Annotated in this window: 21 protein-coding genes; 2 read left to right on the top strand and 19 right to left on the bottom strand. The window is 70.2% G+C overall.

The genetic code is table 11. From position 1 onward, the window contains the following. Positions 1-135: 135 nt before the first annotated feature. The 4 genes from AB6L24_RS30640 to AB6L24_RS30625 all read right to left on the bottom strand — a co-directional run bounded on the left by AB6L24_RS30640 (position 136) and on the right by AB6L24_RS30625 (position 5,413). Positions 136-1,695, bottom strand: coding sequence for an AI-2E family transporter (locus AB6L24_RS30640; RefSeq protein WP_405660635.1), 1,560 nt, complete (start codon positions 1,693-1,695; stop codon positions 136-138). A gap of 178 nt (positions 1,696-1,873) precedes the next feature. Further along, entirely contained in the window at positions 1,874-2,629 is a 756-nt protein-coding gene (locus AB6L24_RS30635) for a transglycosylase SLT domain-containing protein (protein ID WP_405660633.1), read from the bottom strand. A gap of 402 nt (positions 2,630-3,031) precedes the next feature. Beyond that, the gene (locus tag AB6L24_RS30630; protein WP_405660631.1) at positions 3,032-4,354 is read right to left on the bottom strand and encodes a PhoH family protein; all 1,323 of its coding nucleotides are present in this window, start codon (positions 4,352-4,354) and stop codon (positions 3,032-3,034) included. 297 nt (positions 4,355-4,651) lie between these two features. Continuing rightward, entirely contained in the window at positions 4,652-5,413 is a 762-nt protein-coding gene (locus AB6L24_RS30625) for an isoprenyl transferase (RefSeq protein WP_087885707.1), read from the bottom strand. Between the two features lie 166 nt (positions 5,414-5,579). Here AB6L24_RS30625 and mgrA point away from each other — a divergent pair, with 166 nt between their 5' ends. Further along, a complete protein-coding gene (mgrA, locus tag AB6L24_RS30620; protein WP_405660629.1) occupies positions 5,580-6,617 on the top strand; it encodes an L-glyceraldehyde 3-phosphate reductase in 1,038 nt (345 codons plus the stop codon). A 616-nt stretch (positions 6,618-7,233) separates the two neighbouring features. Here mgrA and AB6L24_RS30615 read toward each other — a convergent pair. Both AB6L24_RS30615 and AB6L24_RS30610 read right to left on the bottom strand, forming a co-directional pair. Continuing rightward, entirely contained in the window at positions 7,234-7,638 is a 405-nt protein-coding gene (locus tag AB6L24_RS30615) for a winged helix-turn-helix transcriptional regulator (RefSeq protein ID WP_405660626.1), read from the bottom strand. Positions 7,639-7,780: 142 nt separating this feature from the next. After that, positions 7,781-8,551, bottom strand: a complete 771-nt coding sequence (locus AB6L24_RS30610; RefSeq protein WP_405660623.1) for a class I SAM-dependent methyltransferase — start codon at positions 8,549-8,551, stop codon at positions 7,781-7,783. Between the two features lie 293 nt (positions 8,552-8,844). Here AB6L24_RS30610 and AB6L24_RS30605 point away from each other — a divergent pair, with 293 nt between their 5' ends. After that, positions 8,845-9,639, top strand: a complete 795-nt coding sequence (locus tag AB6L24_RS30605; RefSeq protein ID WP_405660621.1) for an SAM-dependent methyltransferase — start codon at positions 8,845-8,847, stop codon at positions 9,637-9,639. A gap of 86 nt (positions 9,640-9,725) precedes the next feature. On the opposite strand, the gene AB6L24_RS30600 is transcribed toward AB6L24_RS30605, so the two are convergent. From AB6L24_RS30600 to cpaB, 13 genes are all read right to left on the bottom strand, one after another. After that, a complete protein-coding gene (locus tag AB6L24_RS30600) occupies positions 9,726-10,316 on the bottom strand; it encodes an OmpA family protein (protein WP_405660619.1) in 591 nt (196 codons plus the stop codon). Positions 10,317-10,397: 81 nt separating this feature from the next. Further along, positions 10,398-11,000, bottom strand: a complete 603-nt coding sequence (locus tag AB6L24_RS30595; RefSeq protein WP_405660616.1) for a hypothetical protein — start codon at positions 10,998-11,000, stop codon at positions 10,398-10,400. Positions 11,001-11,032: 32 nt separating this feature from the next. Beyond that, a complete protein-coding gene (locus AB6L24_RS30590) occupies positions 11,033-11,638 on the bottom strand; it encodes a pilus assembly protein TadG-related protein (protein ID WP_405663446.1) in 606 nt (201 codons plus the stop codon). An 11-nt stretch (positions 11,639-11,649) separates the two neighbouring features. Further along, positions 11,650-11,874, bottom strand: coding sequence for a hypothetical protein (locus AB6L24_RS30585; protein ID WP_405663445.1), 225 nt, complete (start codon positions 11,872-11,874; stop codon positions 11,650-11,652). Between the two features lie 403 nt (positions 11,875-12,277). Continuing rightward, entirely contained in the window at positions 12,278-13,081 is an 804-nt protein-coding gene (locus AB6L24_RS30580) for a hypothetical protein (protein ID WP_405660614.1), read from the bottom strand. A gap of 3 nt (positions 13,082-13,084) precedes the next feature. Then, positions 13,085-14,479 (bottom strand): hypothetical protein, encoded by a 1,395-nt coding sequence (locus AB6L24_RS30575; protein WP_405660612.1) that lies wholly within the window; start codon positions 14,477-14,479, stop codon positions 13,085-13,087. A 30-nt stretch (positions 14,480-14,509) separates the two neighbouring features. Further along, positions 14,510-14,950 (bottom strand): hypothetical protein, encoded by a 441-nt coding sequence (locus AB6L24_RS30570; RefSeq protein ID WP_405660611.1) that lies wholly within the window; start codon positions 14,948-14,950, stop codon positions 14,510-14,512. Positions 14,951-15,059: 109 nt separating this feature from the next. Beyond that, a complete protein-coding gene (locus tag AB6L24_RS30565; protein WP_405660609.1) occupies positions 15,060-15,950 on the bottom strand; it encodes a DUF5936 domain-containing protein in 891 nt (296 codons plus the stop codon). Between the two features lie 40 nt (positions 15,951-15,990). After that, positions 15,991-16,938 carry a type II secretion system F family protein gene (locus AB6L24_RS30560; protein ID WP_405660607.1) on the bottom strand — a complete coding sequence of 316 codons (948 nt, stop codon included), beginning with the start codon at positions 16,936-16,938 and terminating at the stop codon, positions 15,991-15,993. A gap of 43 nt (positions 16,939-16,981) precedes the next feature. After that, the gene (locus AB6L24_RS30555; protein WP_405660605.1) at positions 16,982-18,322 is read right to left on the bottom strand and encodes a CpaF family protein; all 1,341 of its coding nucleotides are present in this window, start codon (positions 18,320-18,322) and stop codon (positions 16,982-16,984) included. 5 nt (positions 18,323-18,327) lie between these two features. Beyond that, positions 18,328-18,816 carry a TadE family protein gene (locus tag AB6L24_RS30550; RefSeq protein ID WP_405660602.1) on the bottom strand — a complete coding sequence of 163 codons (489 nt, stop codon included), beginning with the start codon at positions 18,814-18,816 and terminating at the stop codon, positions 18,328-18,330. Positions 18,817-18,821: 5 nt separating this feature from the next. Beyond that, a complete protein-coding gene (locus AB6L24_RS30545; RefSeq protein WP_405660600.1) occupies positions 18,822-20,510 on the bottom strand; it encodes a CpaE family protein in 1,689 nt (562 codons plus the stop codon). A 66-nt stretch (positions 20,511-20,576) separates the two neighbouring features. Beyond that, the gene (cpaB, locus tag AB6L24_RS30540; RefSeq protein WP_405660597.1) at positions 20,577-21,287 is read right to left on the bottom strand and encodes a Flp pilus assembly protein CpaB; all 711 of its coding nucleotides are present in this window, start codon (positions 21,285-21,287) and stop codon (positions 20,577-20,579) included. Positions 21,288-21,295 lie beyond the last annotated feature (8 nt).

The following is a 21,295-nucleotide window of genomic DNA, read 5'->3' as shown; positions in this document are numbered from 1 at the left end:
GAGAGGGATGGGGGGGCGGGTGGGAGAGAGCCCGTCCGGCGCTTGAGGACGAGGCGCGGAGCGCCGATTCGGGGGTGGGGTGGCCCACCCGCACGGGACGACGAGCCCCGCACCGGACAAGGCGCCCCCGCCAGATCAGGCGTCGGGCTCCGTGGGGGTGGGGGCGAGTTCGGATGCCGTCGCCCCCCGAGGCTGCGGCGCCTGCTTCAACGCGGCCTCGCGAGCGTACGCACGGAGATAGCCGACGACCGTGTTCGTGACGGCGACCAGCGGCACCGCCACCACCGCCCCGCCGATCCCGGCGACCATCCCACCGGCGGCCACGGAAAGGACCACGGCCAGCGGATGCACGGCCACGGCCCGCCCCAGAATGAACGGCTGCAGGATGTGGCCCTCGATCTGCTGCACGGCGAGCACCACGATCAGCGCCATCACCGCCGTGAACACGCCCTGCGTGACGAGCGCGACGACCACGGCGAGCGCGCCGGAGATCACCGCGCCCACCAGCGGGATGAACGCGAACAGGAAGATGAACACGGCGAGCGGCACGGCCATGGGCACGCCGAGGAAGTAGATGCCGACGCCGATGAACACGGCGTCGATGAGAGCCACTATCACCGTGCCCCGCACATACGCGGTGAGCGTCCGCCAGGCCCGCGGCCCCGCGCCCGCGACCCCCGGCCGGGCCGCGGCGGGCACCAGCTTCAGGAACCACTTCCAGATGCGCGGCCCGTCGTACAGCAGGAAGAGCGTGGAGAACATGGCGAGGAGGATCCCGGTCATCGCCTCCACGATGACGGTGACGCCCTCGAGCCCGGCGGAGGTGATCTCCTCGGAGTTGGCGCCGACCGCCTCGCGCAGGGACTTGGCGATGTCGTTGATCTGGTCCTCGGTGACGTGGAAGGGGCTGTTGAGCAGCCACTTCCGCAAGTCCTCGATGCCGTCCTGGACTTGGCTGGAGAGCGTGTCCACGTTCTCCATGACCTGCCAGACCACGAACCAGCCGACGAGCCCCATGATCACGAAGCCGAGCACGGCGGTGCACACGGTGGCGAGCCCCCGCGGCAGCCCGAGCCGCTTGAGGCGGGCCACGGTCGGCTGGAGCAGCGCGGTGATGAGGAGCGCGGCGACGAACGCGAAGACGACGAGCTGGACGGCGCTGATGACCTTCATCAGGACCCAGACGGTCCCGGCGAGGACGAGCAGCCGCCAGCCGGCCTCCGCGGCGACCCGCACGCCCCAGGGCACGGCGGCGACGGGGTCGGGCCGTGCTCCTATGTCGGGCGCGTAGGCGGGCGGGGCGGGGACCTGGTCGGCGGCGCCGGAGCCGCCCGCACCGGACTCCCCCGGCGCGTCGTCGCCGAGGCCGTCGAGGTCGTCCTCGGCGGCAGCGGCGGCCCGCACCCGGTCCGCGTACCGCTTGCGCAGCGACAGCTTCCCGTGGGCGCCGGTGCCGACGGCGGCGGCGCCGTCAGCCGGGGCGCTCCCGGCGGCACCCGAGGCGGAGGCACCCGCGTCGGACGCGACCGCTCCGGACGGCGTCGAGTCGGCCGGCACGTCCCGCGCACCGGCGCCGGACTCGTCCGCCGCCGTGCCCGCGACCGCCGCCGGCCGCTCCTTGGAGCCGCCCAGGCGTTCACCCATCCTGGTCAGCGCGCCGCCCACGCGGCCGCGCCACCCTGGAACTCGCGCCATGATCCGTCCTCTACCCCCGTCTTGCCCCACCACGTACCAAGTCCCCCGCACATCTCTCGGGGGACCGCCGGACCGACCGTACACGGGCGGGACCCCTCACCGTAGGACGGTGAGGGGTCCCTGAAGGTTGAGAGCGATCTCGGCGCTGTTCACTGCTGGTCAGCGCCGGTCGCACACCTCAGTACCAGTTGTTGTTCTGCCAGAAGTCCCAGGCACCGCAGGGGCTGCCGTACCGGTCGTTCATGTAGTTGAGGCCCCACTTGATCTGGGTGGCCGGGTTGGTGCGCCAGTCCGCGCCCGCCGAGGACATCTTCGAGGCGGGGAGCGCCTGGACCAGGCCGTACGCGCCGGAGGAGGCGTTGGTGGCCTTGTAGTTCCAGGTCGACTCGTGGTTCACGATGTTGCTGAAGCACTGGAACTGACCGGCCGGGACCATCTGCCGGGCCATCGCCTGGACCTGCGCCACGGAGTAGGAGCTCTGCGGCGCGAAGTCGGAGGCGTCGCGTCCGGAGGAGCGGCTCGCCTTGGACTCGGCGGCCTTCTCACGCTCCTTCTTCTCCGCGGCCTTCTTCGCGGCGGCTTCCTTCTCGGCCTTCTCCGCCTTCTCGGCCGCCTGCTGCTTGGCGACGGCGTCCTTGGCGGCCTGCTTGCGCGCCGCTTCCGCGGCGGACTTCTTCGCGGCCGTGTCGGCGGCCATCGCCTGGGCGTCGGCCTGCTGCGCCACGGAGGTGGTCTGCACCTGGGCGTGCTGACCCGCGGGTATGTCTGCGAGGAGAGTCGCGTCGCTTGCCGTCGCCTCGAGGTCGTTGGACTTCGAGGACTGGGTGTCGCCCGAGGCGACTCCCACGACAGCGCCGACGGTGGTGACCGCAGTGGCCGAAGCCACCGCGAATCCCCGGACCGAGATCCGGCTCACACGGTTTCCTTCCAGCATCGCCCGCATAGGTGACCCCGCGGACGCAATCGTGCCCCTGACGCTGGCCTCCGCTGGGTACATCGGTCACGGGAGGCGCGGGCCCGGTGGACAACTCCTGGGAAAGGAGCGCCGCTTGGTGCTCGGGCGGCATACGGCTACCACTATGAAGTTCTGTTGTTCCGTACCGCTGGGGGTACAGGAGTGCCGTATGCGGGGCCTGACAGGACCCAGACTCTGCCGTAGCGAGACACCGGGAGGCAATTCTGCGTTGCGTGTGAAAGCTCACACCCCGTTTGCCTCAGGAGTTTTGCGGAAACACCCGCACACCAAGACGCCGCCCGGCTAGGCTCACTCGCTTCGCCGGGCGGCGCCAACTACCCCACAGGGGAACCGAACTTGGGCAGAGGCCCAAGATCAGGGTCAGATCTGTCCGTCCTCCAGCATTTCGGTCACAAGCGCCGCGATCTGCGACCTCTCGGACCTGGTGAGGGTGACGTGCGCGAAGAGCGGATGCCCCTTCAGTTTCTCGATGACGGCCACGACTCCGTCGTACCGGCCGACCCGGAGGTTGTCGCGCTGGGCGACGTCATGGGTCAGTACGACACGTGAATTCGCCCCGATCCGGGACAGAACGGTCAAGAGGACGTTCCGTTCCAGGGATTGGGCCTCGTCCACGATGACGAAGGCGTCGTGCAGCGAGCGGCCCCGGATGTGCGTCAGCGGCAGGACCTCCAGCATGCCGCGCGCCGAGACCTCCTCGATGACCGCCTTGCCCGCGACGGACCCGAGGGTGTCGAAGACGGCCTGCGCCCAGGGCCCCATCTTCTCGGCCTCGGTGCCCGGCAGATAGCCGAGCTCCTGCCCGCCCACCGCGTACAGCGGCCGGAACACCATCACCTTCTGGTGCTGGCGGCGCTCCAGGACGGCCTCCAGGCCCGCGCACAGGGCGAGCGCTGACTTGCCGGTGCCCGCGCGTCCGCCCATCGACATGATGCCGACGTCCCCGTCGAGCAGGAGGTCGAGGGCGATGCGCTGCTCGGCGCTGCGGCCCTTGATGCCGAAGGCCTCGCGATCGCCGCGTACGAGACGGACGTTGCCCTCGGGCGAGATCCGGCCGAGCGCCTTCCCCCGCTCGGACTGGATGGTCAGGCCCGTGTGCACGGGCAGGTCCGCGACCTCGGGGACGTACAGGCTCTCCGTCTCGAAGAGAAGGTCGACCTGCTCCCCCGAGAGGGTCAGCTCGGACATTCCGGTCCAGCCGGAGGCGTCCGTGATGGCGAGCTCCGCGCGGTACTCCTCGGCGAGGAGTCCGACGGACGACGCCTTGATTCTGAGCGGCAGGTCCTTGGAGACGACCGTGACCTCGTACCCCTCCGCCTGGAGGTTGCGTGCCACCGCGAGGATCCGTGAGTCGTTGTCGCCCAGGCGGTAGCCCGCCGGGAGCACGCCGGGGTCGGAGTGGTTGAGCTCGACGCGCAGCGTGCCGCCGAGACCGCCGATCGGGATCGGCGCGTCCAGGCGCCCGAAGCGGATCCGGCAGTCGTCGAGCAGGCGCAGGGCCTGCCGGGCGAAGTAGCCGAGCTCGGGATGGTGCCGCTTGGCCTCGAGCTCCGTCACGACGACGATCGGCAGCACGACTTCGTGCTCGTCGAAGCGGGACAGGGCGTTCGGGTCGGCGAGCAGAACGCTGGTGTCAAGAACATAGGTGCGCCGGCCTTGCTGGCGCTTTGTGCTGGTCACCACGGAAGGACGTACCCCCTCGGATGAGGTCGGGGAGCGACGGAGGGAACTGGGCCGGTGACTGGCCACCCTGCGCGGGCCGAGCACCGGCCCTCCCTGTCGTCCGCGCTCGGCGCGCGGTCGTCCTGGTGCAAAGGGCCTCCCGGGCGGACGGCCCCGTGCCGTCCGCTGAGATCCGGCGTCCGTGAATCGGACGCCGACCTGCAAGTGGTATTCCCTCGAACAAGCGCAGCCATGCCATGGCATATGACGGCGCGTTGGTTAACTCCTGGTTACCGAGACCTCATCGGAGTGCTTGTGTCAGCCGCCGTAACGGCGGTGGCGCGCGGCGTAATCGCGCAGCGCACGCAGGAAGTCGACCTTCCGGAAGGCCGGCCAGAAGACTTCGCAGAAGTAGTACTCGGAGTGAGCGGACTGCCAGAGCATGAAGCCCGAAAGCCGCTGTTCTCCACTCGTCCGGATCACCAGATCGGGGTCGGGCTGGCCGCTCGTGTAGAGGTGCTTGGAGATCTGTTCGACGTCGACGCTCTCGGCGATGTCCTCGATGGAGGTGCCGCGGTCCGCGTGGTCGAGCAGCAGGGAGCGGACGGCGTCGGCGATCTCCTGGCGGCCGCCGTAGCCCACGGCGACGTTGACCAGTATTCCGGTACGGGTGTGGGTGGCCTGTTCCGCTTCCTTCAGGACGCCCTGGGTGCGGGAGGGCAGCAGATCGAGGGCGCCGACGTGGTGGACGCGCCAGCGGCCGTCGTCGACGAGGCTGCGGACGGTGTCCTCGATGATGCCGAGGAGCGGGACCAGCTCGTCCTCGGGGCGGTCGAAGTTGTCCGTGGAGAGCATCCACAGCGTGACGACCTCGACGTCCGTCTCGGCACACCAGCCGAGGAACTCCTCGATCTTGTACGCGCCCGCCTGGTGGCCCTGGGCGGTGGTGCCGCCGGAGGCCTTCGCCCAGCGGCGGTTGCCGTCGAGGATGACGCCGATGTGCTTGGGCACCTGGTCGTGGTCGAGGCGGCCTTCCACCCGGCGTGCGTAGAGTCCGTACACCAGGTCGCGCAGCTTCACCTTTGTCAGCCCCTCCATACAGACGGCAGTCCCCGAAGGCGAAAGCGTACCGCTGCGCGGGCGCCTCCAGAGCCGGGGTGCGGCCCGCCTTCCGGTTTCCCGGCACGGACCCTTTGAGTACACGCGCGCGACCCGCGTCCCGGTTCCCTGAAGTAGCTTCGTCCTCATGAACGACACCTCCGAATACCGCGCGGCAGCGGACCGTTACGACTCCATGGAGTACCGGCGCAGCGGCCGCAGCGGTCTGAAGCTGCCCGCCGTCTCCCTCGGCCTCTGGCACAACTTCGGCGACGACCGCGCCCTGGACTCGCAGCGCGCGATCCTGCGCCGCGCCTTCGACCTGGGCGTCACCCACTTCGACCTGGCGAACAACTACGGCCCGCCGCCCGGCAGCGCGGAGCTGAACTTCGGCAAGCTCTTCGCCCAGGACTTCGCCCCCTACCGGGACGAGCTGGTCATCTCGACCAAGGCGGGCTACCTGATGAACCCCGGCCCGTACGGCGAGTGGGGTTCCCGCAAGTACCTGCTGTCCTCACTCGACGCGTCCCTGTCCCGCATGGGCCTGGACTACGTCGACATCTTCTACTCGCACCGCTTCGACCCGGACACCCCGCTGGAAGAGACGATGGGCGCGCTCGCCTCGGCCGTCCAGCAGGGCAAGGCGCTGTACGTCGGGGTCTCCTCGTACAGCAGCGAGCAGACGGCGGAGGCGGCGCGGCTCCTTCGCGAGATGGGTGTGCGTCCCCTCATCCACCAGCCGTCGTACTCGATGATCAACCGCTGGACCGAGGACGACGGCCTGCTCGACACCCTGGAGACGGCCGGCATGGGCTGCATCTCCTTCGTGCCGCTCGCCCAGGGCCTGCTCACGAACAAGTACCTGAAGGGCATCCCCGAGGGCTCCCGCGCCACCCAGGGCAAGTCCCTCGACCCGCAGCTGCTCAACGACGAGGTCGTACGCCGCCTCAATGGCCTGAACGACATCGCCGCCCGCCGCGACCAGTCGCTCGCGCAACTGGCGCTGAACTGGGTCCTGCGGGACGAGCGCATGACGTCGGCGCTCATCGGCGCCTCCAGCGTGAAGCAGCTGGAGGAGAACGTGGCGGCGCTCGCGGGTCCGAAGCTGACGGATGCGGAGCTCTCCGAGATCGACACGTTCGCCGTGTCCACGCCGGGGACGAACATCTGGGCAGGCCGGGGCTGAGGGCTCGTGCCCTGCAGCGGTGCGGGTTCGTCGTGGCTTGTCGCGCAGTTCCCCGCGCCCCTACGGGGCACGTCTGCGGGCGCTCGAACGCGGATTCGGCGGCGCGCGCGTGGGCGCAAAAAAACGGGCCGGTCCGTGGGGGGGAGACGGACCGGCCCGAGGGGGGGTTTCCACCATAACCCTTCGTAAGTGGTTCGCGGTGCATCGGCGTGCCACAACTACGCTCCGAAATCGCCCGACAACTGGCTGAGCCTGTTCTCCCACCGGATTTCGGCCCTCTCGGCGGGATCCGGTCGCCGGGGGCGAGTACTCCCGAAGGGTGACGGGGGTGAGGGGCGCGGGCTTGACGGCGATGGTCGGGCCGGCGGGCGGGGGCGGAGCCCGGCGGGTGGAGGCCGGGCGGAAGCCGGGGCGGGGCCGGGCTTCGAGGGGTGCGCGTGGCCGCGCAGCCCCCTCCACTGCGCGGCACCGCCCGCGCAACTTTGCTCACGCGAATTAGCGTTGGTCTGAACTTACGGGAGGTGCGAGGCGGAATCGAGCCAGTTCGCATAACGATGCGGAATCGACTGGCGGGACCTCGTCGATTTGCCCCCATTCACACCGGGTCGGGGTCGCTTCAGGCGGACTGGGCGGCGACGCCGCCCCCCTCCTTCTCCTTCTCCCTGCTGCCGCCGACCCTCTCGGCGTGCCGCTCCACCAGCCGCTGCATGTGCTGGTCGCCCCAGATGCCGAGGGGCTCGAGGGCCTTGTTCAGGGTCTGGCCGAGCTCGGTGAGGGAGTACTCGACCTTGGGCGGCACCTCGCGGTAGACCTCGCGGTGCACGATGCCGTCGGCCTCCATCTCGCGGAGCTGCTGGATGAGCATCTTCTCGCTGACGCCGGGCACGTGCCGTCGCAGCTCACCGAAGCGGAGCGTACGACCGGCGTACAGCGCCCACAGGATCAGGGGCTTCCACTTGCCGCCGACGACATCGACGGCCGCGTCCAGGCCGCAGAGGTACGGTTCCTTGCGATTCGCCATGCCAACTCCTCGTCCACGTACCGGCTCCACCGCATCACTTACCGAACCGACAGTACCGCCGAACGGATGAACAGGGCCCCGGCTTCTCTCGGCTCCCACCGGCTCCCGCCGGCTCCCGCCGGCTCCCACCGGCTCCCACCGACTATCGCTTGACCGCGTCGAACAGATGCCGGGTGCTGTGGGCGACGAAGGGCCCCTCCTCGCGGATCCGCTCGTGCAGCTCGCGCAGGCGCGGCCGGTAGGCGTCGACCGTGAAGCCGGGCACCATCCACACGACCTTGCGCAGGAAGTGGACGACGGCCCCGATGTCGTAGAACTCCATCCGCAGCCGCTCGGCGCGCAGCGAGACGACATCGAGCCCGGCGGCCTCGGCGGCGGCGCGCTCCCCCTCCGGATCCCGCGCCCCCCGGACCTCCTCGGACTGCTCCCCCAGGAAGTACTCGACCACCTCGAACACGCTGCTCGGCCCCACGTGCTGGGCGAAGTACGTCCCGCCGGGCCGCAGCACGCGGGCGATCTCGTCGAAGTGCGGCGTCACCGGATGCCTGCTGGTGACGAGGTCGAACACCCCGTCCGCGAACGGCAGCGGCGCGTCCTCGGGCGAGGCCACGACGACCACGCCGCGCGGGTGCAGCAGCCCGGAGGCCTTGGCGACGTTGGGCGCCCACCCTTCGGTGGCGACGGCGAGCGGCGGCAGCACGGGCGCGGAGGCGAGCACCTCACCCCCACCCGTCTGCACGTCCAGCGCCGCCCCGGCCCGCCCGAGCCGCTCCCCCATGGCCCGCGCGTACCCCCACGAGGGCCGGGCCTCGGTGGCGCGCCCCTCGAACCAGGAGAAGTCCCAGCCTTCGGTGGGGGCTGATTCGGCTTCGGCTACGAGTTGGTCGAATGTGGGGGGTGTGGGGGTGGGCATGGGGTGATCGTAGGCATCTGGGCTTCGGGCGGGCCACGCGTTTTGTGGGGTGTCGGGTGAGCGTCCCACCGTCGGCCGCGCTGCCGGCTGCCTCGCGGCGCGCAGCCGCTGTGAGGGGTCGTTCGCACGCCAACTGGCATGTCCTGAAACGGAGATCGCTGGGATCTTCCCCGCCCCGAACGTAGTCTCATGGCTACGACATCTGTACCTGCGCAGGGACCCGGACCCGGGTCGGTCCCGATCCCGGTAATCCCGGTCCCGATCCCACCAACGATCTCCGAGGAGTCCCCCACATGGCCGAGCCCAAAGTCGACCACTCCGGACTGCCGTCCGCCGCTGACGGAACGGTGAGCAGCGCGCGGTTCTGGAACGCGGCTCAGGGCGGGAAGGACAACTACGAGCGGGACCGGCAGGCCGTGGAGGCGGTGGAGAAGGTCGCGCCCGGCATCTCCGCCGACGCCCGCTCGGCCCGGCAGTTCCTGCGCAGGACCGTCCGGTGGGCGGCGGCCGAGGCGGGGGTGACGCAGTTCCTTGACCTCGGGGCGGGGCTGCCGCTGGCGCCCGACATCCACCACATAGTCAGCCGCCACCAGCCCGACGCGCGCGTGCTGTACGTCGACAGCGACCCCGTCGTCCTCGCCCACCAGAGCGCGTACCAGGACCCGCCCCTGAGCGGCTACATCGACACCGACATGCGCGACACCGACACCGTCCTGACCCACGCCGCCGAGCGCTTCGACCTCACCAAGCCCGTGATGCTGACCTTCAGCAGCGTTCTGGGGCACTTCTCGGACGACGAGGCGCACGCGTTCATCGGCCGCCTCCTCGCTCCCCTCGCCCCCGGCAGCTGCCTCATGCTCAGCCACGACATCCCCACGCCCACGATCATCGCCGCGTGCGAGGTCTACTCCGCCGCACCCGGGGCGCTGCCCTACCAGCCGCGCACCATCGAGCAGTTGCAGGCGTTCTTCGAGGGGATGGACCTCGTCGAGCCGGGGCTTGTGCCGCTGTTCGAGTGGCGGCCGGACGAGGCTACGGAGGTCACCGAGGTGATGGGGTACGGGGCGGTGGGGCGTACGCGGAGCTGAGGGGTCTTGGGGTGAGGCGGGGGCGGGTGAGGCATGCGGGCGGGGCGGGGCGGGGCGGGGCGCAGGCCGCCGCGCCGGCCCTCGCCTCAGCTCCCGCCTTCCGCCGTGGGACCGCTCGACGTGCCGCCCCTCGGGAACGACACCTCCACCCGCCGGTTCTTCTTCCGTCCCTCCTCCGACCCGTTGTCCGCGATCGGATAGTCCTCGCTGTAGCCGCGCACGGCGTACGTGACCTCCGGGCCCAGGTGGGTCGCCAGCTCGTCGTGGACCGCCTCGGCACGGTCCTTGGAGAGCTTCTTGCCGTGGCCGTACGAGCCGAGGTTGTCCGTGAAGCCGAAGACGCGGACGTCGGTCGCCTTCTGGGCCTTGGCCTCCTCGGCGATCGCCTTGATGCGGGCCGCCGCCTCCGGGTTCAGCTTGGAGCTGTCCTTGGGGAAGAGGACTTCGGCCTGGAGGGCGAACTTCACGTCCGTGTTGGTGTCCTCGCGGCGTTCCTCACCGCCCATGTCCTCCACGACGGACTTGATGTCGAGGACTTTGGCGGGGGCGAGGGTGGCGCCGTCGGCGAGCTTCAGGCCGGGGCTGTTGGGGTCGACCTTGGGGGGTGGGGAGGTGGTGGTGCTGCCGGGGGGCGCGCTGGGGTCGTCGTCGTCCGCCCAGGCGGGTGCGGGTGCCATGAGGACAAGAGCCGTCAACGCGGTGGCGGTTGTCGCCGCCCACGTTGCCCCTAGAGCCGGAATTCGAGGGCGGGCCATGGCTTACTCACCCTCGCTGATCTCGATGGAGGCGGGGGGCATGGACGGCACCTGGAACTGCACCTTGTCCGTGCCTTCCGGCGGCGCCGGGAACTGCGCGAACCAGTCGACGGACCCGTTCTGGTCGACGCCTCCTTCAAACTTGGTGCACAAGCACCTGCCCGTCGTGTCGCGCAGCACGAGATACCTCTTCTTGCCCTCCGGGTCCACCAGTGCCGCACCCGCCAACGAACCGCCGTTCTGCTTCAGCTCGCTCTCGTCGCTCTGCCACTCACGCGCGACCCAAATCCCTGAAGTCCCGTTGGTCACACGCCCGCTGACGGTCAGGAAGCCGCCCTCGTCACGCGAAGCCGAACTGACCGTCAGAGTGATCCCGTTGTTGCGCACCTCCGCCAGGGCCTCCTGCTGCGGAGTATCGTCGGATCCCTTGTCATCGCCGGCGCCATCCCCCTTAGGAGACGACGATGAGGAGCCCTTGTCGGGCTTGTCTCCGTCGCCGCCGCCGTCATCCCCGCCTCCGCAGCCGGCCACCGCGAGGACCAGCCCAGTCGTGATCGCCACGGCGGTCATTGCCCTGCGGTCCTTCATGGTGCGCCGAAGTTTCATCTCAGCGGCTTCCTTTTCTCATTGAGCGCTCGTCAGTCGGCCAGGTGAACGGAGAAGAGATCGGATGCGTCCGGAAGGTCCTCCGGATCGAAGTCATCCGGATCGATCTCTATCGGCTCATCGTCACCGTCGCAGATGAACTCCACAACCTTCTCCGGGTCAGCGGCCTCGGCCAGGTCACAACGGGGCTTGATGACAGCGGTGGCCTCAGCCTTCGCGTGCTTCGACTCTGTGCCCGGGATGATCGAGTCGCCCACTGTGTAGTTGGTGGTGACCTCGGCCCAGTAGCCCGGGTATCCGTTCACCTCATCCGGCTCGAATCCCGACACATGAGCGTCGTTCTCGGCAGCCAACGCGTCAGCCGCAGCCTTGGCCTCACCATCCGGCGTGGCCATGGCGCCGTCGAGCCAATCGAGCCAGTCGTCGTCCTCGCCGGTCGCGATGGCCTTCCCCAGGCCATCGACCAACTCGTCGCGAGCGGCCTGCGCGGCCGCCAACGCGGCGGCGTCCGCGGCTGATTGCGCGCCGTTGCGTGCGGACGCAGCCTGAGCGAAGGCGAAGAATGCCAACGAGACGAAGAGCAGAATGCCCGTCACCCAGATGTAGAGGGGAAGCGTTGACCCGCGGTCGTCCCGCAGCCAGCGCCAGGTCAGCCGATGACGCGCCCGACAGCGTTTCCGATCGCCGTAGAGATCTTGCCGTCCAGCCCCAACTGGTCGATGAACGTGTAGATCCCGGCAATCAGAATCATCAACCCCGCGTACTCCACGAACCCTGCTCCCCGGTCGCCCGCGCTCCCACGGACCCGGCTCGTCCGGGAGGACACTGTCAGCGTCCACTTCACCCACGCCCCTAGAACGCGATCCTTCAGCACGACGGACGACCTTTCTCTCCCACCCGATACCGCGACCTTCACCGACGCCGCTGTTGTCATGGGGCAACGTACGCGACAACACGTATCTCGGCAGCAACTCTGCGCGACCGATGCGGCTCCAGGCACGCCTGATCCGCAAGTTGGCGAGTTCTCTTCCCTCCCGAGGTGATCACCATGCACGCCGAGGGGCGGATGTACAGAGCTCCACGACGCGCCTCCTCGGTCGGACTCTCCTGCTCCAGGAGCCGTCTGGCTCACCCAGTCGACTCTGGCACATCCCTTCCCGACCGCTGAGGGCTTTCACTCACTTCGTACGGGAGCTGTCGTGTTGTCGCCGTCCGGTGCCCCGCGGGCCATCTCCACGTCACCCAAGGGCGTCTGAGCCTGCGACGGGGCCCGGGCTTCACCTGCCGTCGTACGCGACGACCACACCGCCCAGGTCCCGTGCGACCAACGACCCGATCGTCCTGTCGCACAGATTGACCGTCCAGTTGCCCGCCGTGACCAACTGGGCAGGCACACCTCGATACTTGATCGCCTCGCGGAGCACCGCGTCCCGCTGCGCGTCGGTCTTGTGGAGCGCCAGGACCGCGCAGTTCGTCAGCCCGGGCTTCCCCGTGAGGCACTTCAGGGTTCCGACGGCGGTGGTCTCCCGCTTCGTGCACCCCACGGACTTGTCCAGGGCGTCGGCGAGGTCGTCGACCTTCTGGTAGCGCGGCTTGCTCGGGATGTCGGGAAGCGGGTACTTCGGGGTCTTGGGGCCCTTGCCTTGCAGGACCACGGCATCCAGGGCCTTGGCGATCGCGGGGGCGGAGTCGGGGTGGCTCTGTGCGCCTCGTACCCAGATGTACCAGTTTCCCGCGGCCACAAGGGTTTGCTGGTACGGGGGCCTGCGTCGTGAGGCGATGGACGCGCCGATGTCCGCTCTGCTTGTCCGGTCCGAGAAGACGGAGATCTCGATCTCCGTCTTCCCGCCATCGACCTCTGCCGCGCAATCGAGTCCCCTGTTCCTGCGGCGCAGGACCTCGCACTCGATGCCTTCCTTGCCCAGCGCCACAACCACGTCTTCGGCCTCGCTGAAGCTCGGCCTGGACGGCACATTGCTCGGCATCGGCGTCTTGGGCGGCTTGTACGGCTCGGCACTGTCACAGCCGACAAGCACGAGCGCGGCCAGCACCGCGCACAACGCAAGCATGGTCTTCTTCACCGGTCAGCTGCCTTCCGGCGGAACGGGGGCGGGGAGGGGACTCGGGTCAGGCGTGCCGGGCTCGGGATCGCTCGGCGAAGCGGGCGCCGGAGGCCGGAGACCCGGTCCGCCCTCACCTACCGGCGTAGCTCCGTAGATGGGGTTCAAGGAGACCTGCTCCCCCGGGGCCTGGGACTGCAACTGGGCCATGGTGTCCGCCCGCTCCTTGTCCGACAGGTCCCACCAGGCCAACGCGTCATCAAGGTGCGGCTCGACCTTGTCCCAGCTCTCGCTCCGGGTACGGACGACATTCTCGCGGTACTCCGACTCGTCTCCGTACCGTTCGTTGTCCCCACGCACCTGGGGTGTGTCCGCCGCGTAGAGCACGAAGAGCTGCTTGTCGGTGTCGGATCCCTCTGGATCATCGCCGTTGTGCCTCAGGAGGTACGCGCTCAGCCGTACGTCGAGGTCCGGGTTGCCCTCGATCTTCGCGGCCAGTTCGGTGTCGCTCACATCGCGGAGCGATCGTCCGTCCTCAAGCAGGAACTGGTCTGGGTACTGCTCGAGCACCGTGCGCGCCGTCTCCAGCTTCATGTGCGTAATCCCGAGCGACTTGTCCGGCTTGAACGAGGAAGCCGCGATCCACTCGGCGACCCGCCAGGCCTCACTGACGGGAGAGCGCAGGCCACGGTCGAAGTTCTGATACCACTGCTGCTCCTGCCACAGTGTGGCCAGGAGCAGCTTGCGGCTCACGCCCGTTTCCTTGGCGGCCTCGTTCACCGCGTCGAGCACGGATGGTGGAACGTTGATGCGATGCACCCCGTCGAGCCCTCCCGACAACCGCAGCGCGATGGCGAGCGGGCTGCCGGGGTCCAGTGCCTGGCGGGCCAGCTCGGGGTCCTTGATGGCGGTCAGGCCCTCGATCGTGCGGAGTCGGGCTGCGGTCTCGGTGTCGGCTCGGGACGCCTGCTGCAAGGCCGCGGAGACGACCTCGGTGGTGTGCCGGATGTGCCTGTCGGCCTCGGCCTCGTACGCGTCCTTGCCCGGCGCGGTGGCCATCGGGGCGGCGAGTTCCGCGCGGCCGCTGGGGTACACCTTCAGGCCGTGTCTGCTCGCGTAATCGAGGCCGCTGCGCAGGTCGCGCTGAGCATCCGTGATGTCCGCGGCCAGGTCGTCGTACGCCTTGGCCAGGGCCTTGAGCGCGATCTCCGCCGCCTCGTAGTCGTCGGCGTGCTTGACGAAGTTCGCGCGTGCCGCGCGACCCGCGTCGCCGGCCCAGTTCGCCTTGAGGGTGTCGGCCATCTCGTCCCGCGCGTAGTCGGCGATGGTCGCGCACTGCTTCGCCGCTCGGAGTGCGTCGTCGGCCGCGTCTCGCCACTGCTGCGGCCGCGCGGCATCCAGCTCCTTGACGGATATCACTGCTCAGCTCCCCTGGGACGGTACCGGCCGTCAGGCCTTCTCCAGCCAGCTGCCCGCCGCCCTGAGGCGGGCAGCGATCGACACGTCCTCGCTGATCTGCTGGTCCATCGCCTTGGTGAGCGCCTTCGTCGCGTCCTCCACCCGGTCACCCAGCTTGTGGAGGTGTCGCTGCCACGCGCCCACACAGTCGTTGCTCGCGCCACCCGCCGCCCAGTCGGCGTGCGTCTTGCCGACGGCCTCGCAGTCGTTCAGCTTGGACTTGTCGCGGGCATCGGTCTTCACCGTCTCGAAGTCGGACGCCTTCTTCCGGATGGGGGAGTCCTTCAGTCCGAGGTCGGCAGCAGGGACACCGGAGCCCGCCATCGGCGTCACCCCGTCCGCCTTCGCCAACTGCATCCGCGCGTCCCCGGCGTGTCTCTCCTGTGCGTCCCGCTTGAGCTGAGCCCACTCCTCGGCGAAGTCGTACGTCATGCCCCACCCCCATGTCCGCAGTTCGCTTCGCGGATGGCAACAGTAATCGACCGCCGTTCCGAACAGGAGCGGGATTCAGCCCTCTTGGCTCCGCAGGCCCCCTGGTTCCCTAGTCCCCCAGAATCGACCCGAAGTCCGACCCCGACCCCAGGAACATCCCGGACGCGATCAGGATCATCGTTGCCGGAAGCATGAAGACAAGCGTCACCATTGTTGCCTTGGGGATGGTTTTCGCCGCCCGGCGGCGGGAGTTCTGGGCGTCGGTGCGGCGCATGTCGGTGGCGAGTTGGATGAGGGTTTCGGCGATGGGGGAGCCCAGTTCCTCGCCTTGTTGGAGGGCGGAGACGAACTGGGCCACCTGCTCGGACGCGTTGCGTTTGCGTAGTTCGTCGAAGGCCTGGCGGCGGCTGACGCCCATGTCCATCTGGCGGAGGGTGATGCGGAGTTCGTCGGCCCACGGGCCCTCGTACTTATCCGCGACGCGGTCCAGGGCCTGGCGGAAGCCGAGGCCCGCGGAGACGACCACGGCGAGGACGTCGAGGAAGTCGGGGAGGGTGCGGTCGATGACCTCGCGGCGTTCGCGTACCGCCTGCCAGATCAGGGCGTCCGCGGCCACCGCGCCGAAGACGAAGGTCATGGCCGCGAAGAGGGGTTGGGCGTTGGTAAGGAAGATCAGGCCGAGGACGAGGCCGAAGATTCCGTACACCGCCCGCCGAGCCGCGTAGCGGTCGATCGTCAGGCCCCCCGGATTCCCCGCCATGTCGATACGCCGACGCTTCGCCGTCACCCGCTTCGGGCCCATCAGGCGCAGCACGAGTGGCGCGAACCGCATGCCGAGGCGGTCGACCGCGCCGCCTGCCACGGAGACGCGGGACGCGCCCACCTCCAGGGCCACGGCGAGGTCCGCGGGGAGTTTCGCCTCGGCGCGGTACATGCGGATGCCCTGTGCGGCGCCGGCGACGGCCAGGCCCATGAGGGCGGCGAGGAGCAGGGCGGTCATCGGGGGCTCAGCTCCCCTCGTACGCGTACGGAGTTCACGTTCACACCTCGATCTTTCCGAGGCGCCTGATCACGAAGAAGCCGACGGCGTAGAGGCCGAGGGAGATCAGGATCAGGGTCTGGCCGAGGGGGGAGCCCGTCACGCGCTCCAGGGCGCCCTCGTTCGACGAGTTGATCAGGAGCAGCGAGCCGAGGCCCAGGAGCGGGACCGTGAAGGCCGTCGCGTGCACCTCCGACAGCATCGTGCGGACCTCGCGCCGGGTCTCCTTGCGGTCCTCCAGGGTCTGGGTGAGGTTGCGGAGGGAGTTGACGACCGAGCCGCCCGCCTTGTTGGAGAGGACCAGGGTGGTCACGAGGACTATCAGTTCGCGGGAGGGGAGGCGTTGGGCCAGCTCCTCCAAGGTGTCGTCGATCGAGCGGCCGAGGGTGAGCTGGTGCGCCACGTGGGAGAGTTCCTCGCCCGCAGGGGCCTCCAGCTCCTCCGCAGCCATCGCGAGCGACGTGCGCAGGGCCAGGCCCGCCGCCGTCGCGTTCGCGAGGATGCGGGCGACGTCCGGGAGTTGGTTGATGAAGGCCTCGATGCGTTTCTGGCGTTGCCAGTTGAGGAAGATGACCGCGCTCCAGACGGCCACGATCCCGGCGATGGGGCCGAAGAAGGGGGCCAGCGACGCGGCCGCCATCAGCCAGAGGGCGGCGACGACCGCCGTGACGTAGGTGAAGAACTCACCGGGGGTGAGGTCCAGGCCGGTGGCGGAGAGGCGGAGTTGGAGTTCGCGGCCGAGGCGCGTGCGGCGCAGGCGACGGTCCACGGACGTGAAGCGGCGGACGCGGCCCCCGCTCTCCAGGGCCGGTCGGGTGCCCTCGCCCGTCAGCCGGTCCTCCAGGGCCTGGCGCTGGGCGCGCCCGGAGGCGTACGTCTGGAGGCCTGCGACGGCCAGGGTGCCGGTGAGGAGGGTGGCGCCGAGGGCCAGGAGCGTGGGGTTGTCCATCAGCCGATCGCTTCTCTCGTGTACGTGTACGTGTCCGCGTCCATCAGCCGATCGCCTCGCGGGTGTTCAGTACGTCGATCGCCTCGGCCACGCCGTACGCCGGCGGCACCGGCTCGCCCGCCACGTACAGCTTCTCCGCCACGGCGCGCGGCAGCGGCAGATGCTCGAAGTAGCCGTGGACGATGCGGTCCGGGCCGACCGGGTGGGCCACGAAGCGGGTGACGGGGGCGATGCGGAAGTGCTCGCGGCCGTGCGAGACGAGCAGCACGATCTCGGCGACCTTGCGGGAGCCGTCGGCGTGCCGGGAGAGCTGGACGACGACGTCGACGGCCGAGTTGATCTGGTCCTTCAGCGCCTCGAAGGGGATCTGCACCTCGGACATGGAGCCGAGGGTCTGGAGCCGCATCAGGGCGTCCTCGGCGGTGTTCGCGTGGACGGTCGCGAGGGAGCCGTCGTGGCCCGTGGACATCGCCTGGAGCATGTCCAGGGTCTCGCCGCCGCGGACCTCGCCGACGATGATGCGGTCGGGGCGCATGCGCAGGGAGTTGCGTACGAGGTCGCGGATGGTGATCTGGCCCTTGCCCTCGACGTTCGGGGGGCGGGATTCGAGGCGGATCACATGGTCCTGCTGGAGCTGGAGTTCCGCGGAGTCCTCGATGGTGATGATGCGCTCGTGGCCGGGGAGGAGGCCGGAGAGGGCGTTCAGGAGGGTGGTCTTCCCCGAGCCCGTGCCGCCGCTGACGATGATGTTGAAGCGGGCCCGTACGAACGCGGCGAGCAGCATCAGCATGTGCTCGTCGAGCGAGCCCAGGCCGATGAGTTCGGGGAGCGTGTACGCGCGCGGGAAGCGGCGGATGGTGAGGGTCGCGCCGGTCAGGGCGAGCGGCGGGATGATGACGTTGACGCGTTCGCCGGTGGGGAGGCGGGCGTCGACCATGGGGTTGGACTCGTCGACGCGGCGGTTCACGGTGGAGACGATGCGTTCGATCGTCTGCATGAGCTGGTCCTCGGAGGCGAAGCGCAGAGGGAGCTGTTCGACCCGGCCCGCGCGCTCCACGAAGATCGAGTCGGGGCCGTTGACCATGATCTCCGTGATGGAGGCGTCCGCGAGGAGCGGTTCGAGCACGCCGAGGCCCAGGGCCTCGTCGACGACGCGGCGGACCAGGTGGGCGCGTTCGGAGGAGGAGAGGACCGGGCCCTCGCGGCTGATGATGTGGTTGAGCACGCGCTCCAGGCGCAGCCGCCGGTCGGCCGCCGCGAGCGAGGACATCTCGGCGAGGTCTATCTCCTCGAGGAGCTTCGCGCGGTACGTCGCCACGAGGCCCTCGTCGCGGTCGGGCGTGACCGCGTCGGCGGGCGAGGCGATGCGGGCTCTCAGGCTCATCCGGGTCAGCCTCCGGCCTCGGGGTCGTCGTTGGGCATCGTCGCGGACTTCTTGACGGTCCAGTCGGTGTCCACGAAGGGGAGGAGGGTGGGGACCTGGACGGTGACGGTCGCCTTCGAGGTGTCGCCGCCCGGGTCGACGGCCACGTCGGCGTCCAGGCCGTCGTGCATGGCCGCGTGGCCCGCCGCCTCGCCGCCGCCCTCCCCCTGCGAGGCCACCCGGGCGGCGGCGCGGGCGCCGGAACCGGCCTGGTTCGCGGCGTAGCCGACGAGGCCGAGCTGGATCGCGGCCATGCCGATGATGAGGAGGATGGGGAGGAAGCCGGCGAATTCGAGGATGGAGACGCCTGCGTCGTCGTAGGGGTGACGGCTCCTCGGGGTGCGCGAGCCGGTGGACCGGGTACGGGACCCGGCGTTCCGGTGCGCGGGCACCCACGCCCGGCCCGCCGCACTGCGGCGACAGCGGCGCGGGGCGCCGGACGTACGCTGCAGCACGCCCCTCACGGCGAGTCCTCCCCCTCGCGAGCCGCCCCCGCCTCCGCCTTCACGGTCCACCCGGCGTCGACGCCCGGGAAGAACAGCGGGACCTCCACGTCCACGCGGGCCTTCCACACGTCGCCCTCCGGCGCGCAGTCGATGCCGGCGTCCTGCCAGGCGCCGGGCAGGTGCTCCTTGCCCGCGGCCTCGCAGGCACCCGCCGTGTCGCCGTGCACCGCCGCCGCGGCCGTCGCGGCCCGGGCCGCCTCGTCGGCCGCGTTCCCGGCGAGCGAGTAGGAGTAGCCGTACAGCGCGCACTGCCAGAGCAGCCCGATGACGGTGAGCAGGAGCGGGAACAACCCGGCGAACTCAAGGGTGACGGCGCCCCGGTCGGACCGCAGCCCGTCCTTGCCCGCCCCGGCGCCCGCTCCGGCACCGCCCCCGTCCCCCCGGCCCCGCTCCGCCTTCCCGAGCCGCCGCGTCCCCCGCCCGCCCTTCCGCCCGTGCCCCGCCGGCTCCGGCTCCACCAGCCCCAGTTCCCCCGCGAGGCCCCACAGCGCCTGCTTGACCGTCGACTTGCTGTCGAGGTCCTGGAGGCGGCCCGCGTCGACGGGGGCCTGGAGTTCCTTGGGGGCGTCGGGCACGGTGGCGCGGGCGGCGCGGGTGCCGGTGACGCGGGAGACGAGGGTCGGCTGGATCTCGGTGCCGCGGGCGGCGCGGTTGACGACCGTGACCGTCTCCTCGGCCTTGCGGATCTGGAGCCGGTCCCAGAGCCGCACCATGCGTTTGGCGGCGCGCACGGCGACCACGTCGGGGGTCACCAGGAGCACGGCCTGGTCGGCCATCTCGACGGCGGTGGCGGTGGCGGACGTGACGTACGTACCGCAGTCGACGACCACGACGTCGTACCGCCCGCGCAGCGCGTTGACCGTCTGCCGGGCGACCCGGTCGGTGATCTCCTCGCCGCGCTCGCCCTCGGCCGGGGCGAGCAGCAGGCCGACGCCGGACTCGTGGGCGTACACGGCGTCCTGGACCACGCGCGGCGAGATGTCGCTGATGGCGGCGAGGTCGGCGACGGAGCGGCGGAACTGCACGTCGAGGTACGAGGCGACGTCGCCGGACTGGAGGTCGAGGTCGAGCAGGGCGGTGCTGCGGCCGGAGGCCTGGGCGGCGAGGGCGAGCTGGACGGCGGCGAGGGTGGTGCCGACGCCGCCCTTGGCGCCGGTGACGGCCACGACCTGGCCGCCCCCGGGGACGGCCGCGCCGGGCCCGCCGCCGTACAGCTCGACGGCGCTCGACCCCAGGTGCCGCCGCATGCCGCTGGACCAGGCCGAGGCGGCCTGCACCCGTTCGGCGAGGGCGTCGTAGGCGAGCGGGAAGGTGACGATGCCGCGGGCGCCGCTGTCCATCGCGGCGGTGAGCAGCGCCGGGCTGGTGTCGGCCGTGACCAGCACGACGCCCACCGCCGGGAAGCGCAGGACCAGGTCGCGGATCAGGTCGAGCGCGGGCACGGGCGCGATGCGTTCGTGGACGAGGACGACCTCGGGCAGCTCGTCGACGGAGACCGCGGCGAGCCGGGCCAGGGTGTCGAGCAGGGCCGTGGAGTCGGTGACGGGCGGGGCGGGTTCGGCGTCGGGGAGCTGCGCGGCGAGGCCGGTGAGGGCGCGGGCGGCGTCCACGTCGCCGACGGCGGGCAGGATGCGGGTGATCACGCGCGGCCTCCCCGGGGCCGGACCCAGCGGGTGCGCTGAGAGGGAACGTACATAGGCCTGCTCCCCTTACTTGTCCTCGTCCAGGGTGTACGTACGGTCCCCGCGCGGCACGTCGGCCTCGCCCCCCTGCCCGACCAGGGCGAGCCGCACGTGGGAGGCGAACGACTCGGCGTACGCGACGCGTTGGGCGTCCCGCGTGTCGAGGGCGAACGTGATGGGCACGGCTTCGTCGTCGCGGCGGCGGCTGCGGTCGTCGCGGTCGCCGTCGAGGGCGGTCAGCTTCCCGACGTCGATGACCCTGGCGCCCTCCACGATGACCTTCGACTGGTCCTTGCCGCGTTCGCTCTCGGCCTTGAAGGTGGCGTAGATGTTGACGGTGGAACCGGGCGTGATCTTCCCCGCCACGCCCGTCGCCGCGTCGATCATGATCGCGATCTCCTGCTGCCCCGGCTCCAGTTGAGGCCGCTTCACGATCATGTCGGTCTGCAGCAGCGAGCCCTTCTGCAGCTGTGTGACGGCGATCTTCCCGCGGATCTCCCGCAGGTTGGTCACGGCGTTGTCGGACAGCCACCGCTCGGGCATCTCGACCTTCTTGAACTGGTCCGGCTCCAGCTCCTTGTACGGCGCGATGTCCCTCTTCAGCTCGTACGCCTCGACCTCGGGCCCGACCTTGGAGTTCACGTCGCGGATCACCGAGAGCACCCCGGCGAACGCGCCGAGCGCGCACAGGACCGACAGGACCAGCAGGATGACGCCTCGGCGCTGGCGTGAGTTCATGGACCGGA

Origin of the sequence: Streptomyces sp. RK9 (assembly GCF_045070545.1) — a bacterium.
In the GTDB taxonomy this organism is placed as follows: Bacteria; Actinomycetota; Actinomycetes; order Streptomycetales; family Streptomycetaceae; genus Streptomyces; species Streptomyces alboflavus.
This window is presented reverse-complemented; position numbering and strand designations above follow the sequence as displayed.

Coding starts and splice junctions, on each gene's coding strand:
- AB6L24_RS30640 (WP_405660635.1), bottom strand. CDS start 1,695: ATGGCGCGAGTTCCAGGGTGGCGCGGCCGCGTGGGCGGCGCGCTGACC.
- AB6L24_RS30635 (WP_405660633.1), bottom strand. CDS start 2,629: ATGCTGGAAGGAAACCGTGTGAGCCGGATCTCGGTCCGGGGATTCGCG.
- mgrA (WP_405660629.1), top strand. CDS start 5,580: ATGAACGACACCTCCGAATACCGCGCGGCAGCGGACCGTTACGACTCC.
- AB6L24_RS30615 (WP_405660626.1), bottom strand. CDS start 7,638: ATGGCGAATCGCAAGGAACCGTACCTCTGCGGCCTGGACGCGGCCGTC.
- AB6L24_RS30610 (WP_405660623.1), bottom strand. CDS start 8,551: ATGCCCACCCCCACACCCCCCACATTCGACCAACTCGTAGCCGAAGCC.
- AB6L24_RS30605 (WP_405660621.1), top strand. CDS start 8,845: ATGGCCGAGCCCAAAGTCGACCACTCCGGACTGCCGTCCGCCGCTGAC.
- AB6L24_RS30600 (WP_405660619.1), bottom strand. CDS start 10,316: ATGGCACCCGCACCCGCCTGGGCGGACGACGACGACCCCAGCGCGCCC.
- AB6L24_RS30595 (WP_405660616.1), bottom strand. CDS start 11,000: ATGAAACTTCGGCGCACCATGAAGGACCGCAGGGCAATGACCGCCGTG.
- AB6L24_RS30570 (WP_405660611.1), bottom strand. CDS start 14,950: ATGACGTACGACTTCGCCGAGGAGTGGGCTCAGCTCAAGCGGGACGCA.
- AB6L24_RS30565 (WP_405660609.1), bottom strand. CDS start 15,950: ATGACCGCCCTGCTCCTCGCCGCCCTCATGGGCCTGGCCGTCGCCGGC.
- AB6L24_RS30560 (WP_405660607.1), bottom strand. CDS start 16,938: ATGGACAACCCCACGCTCCTGGCCCTCGGCGCCACCCTCCTCACCGGC.
- AB6L24_RS30555 (WP_405660605.1), bottom strand. CDS start 18,322: ATGAGCCTGAGAGCCCGCATCGCCTCGCCCGCCGACGCGGTCACGCCC.
- cpaB (WP_405660597.1), bottom strand. CDS start 21,287: ATGAACTCACGCCAGCGCCGAGGCGTCATCCTGCTGGTCCTGTCGGTC.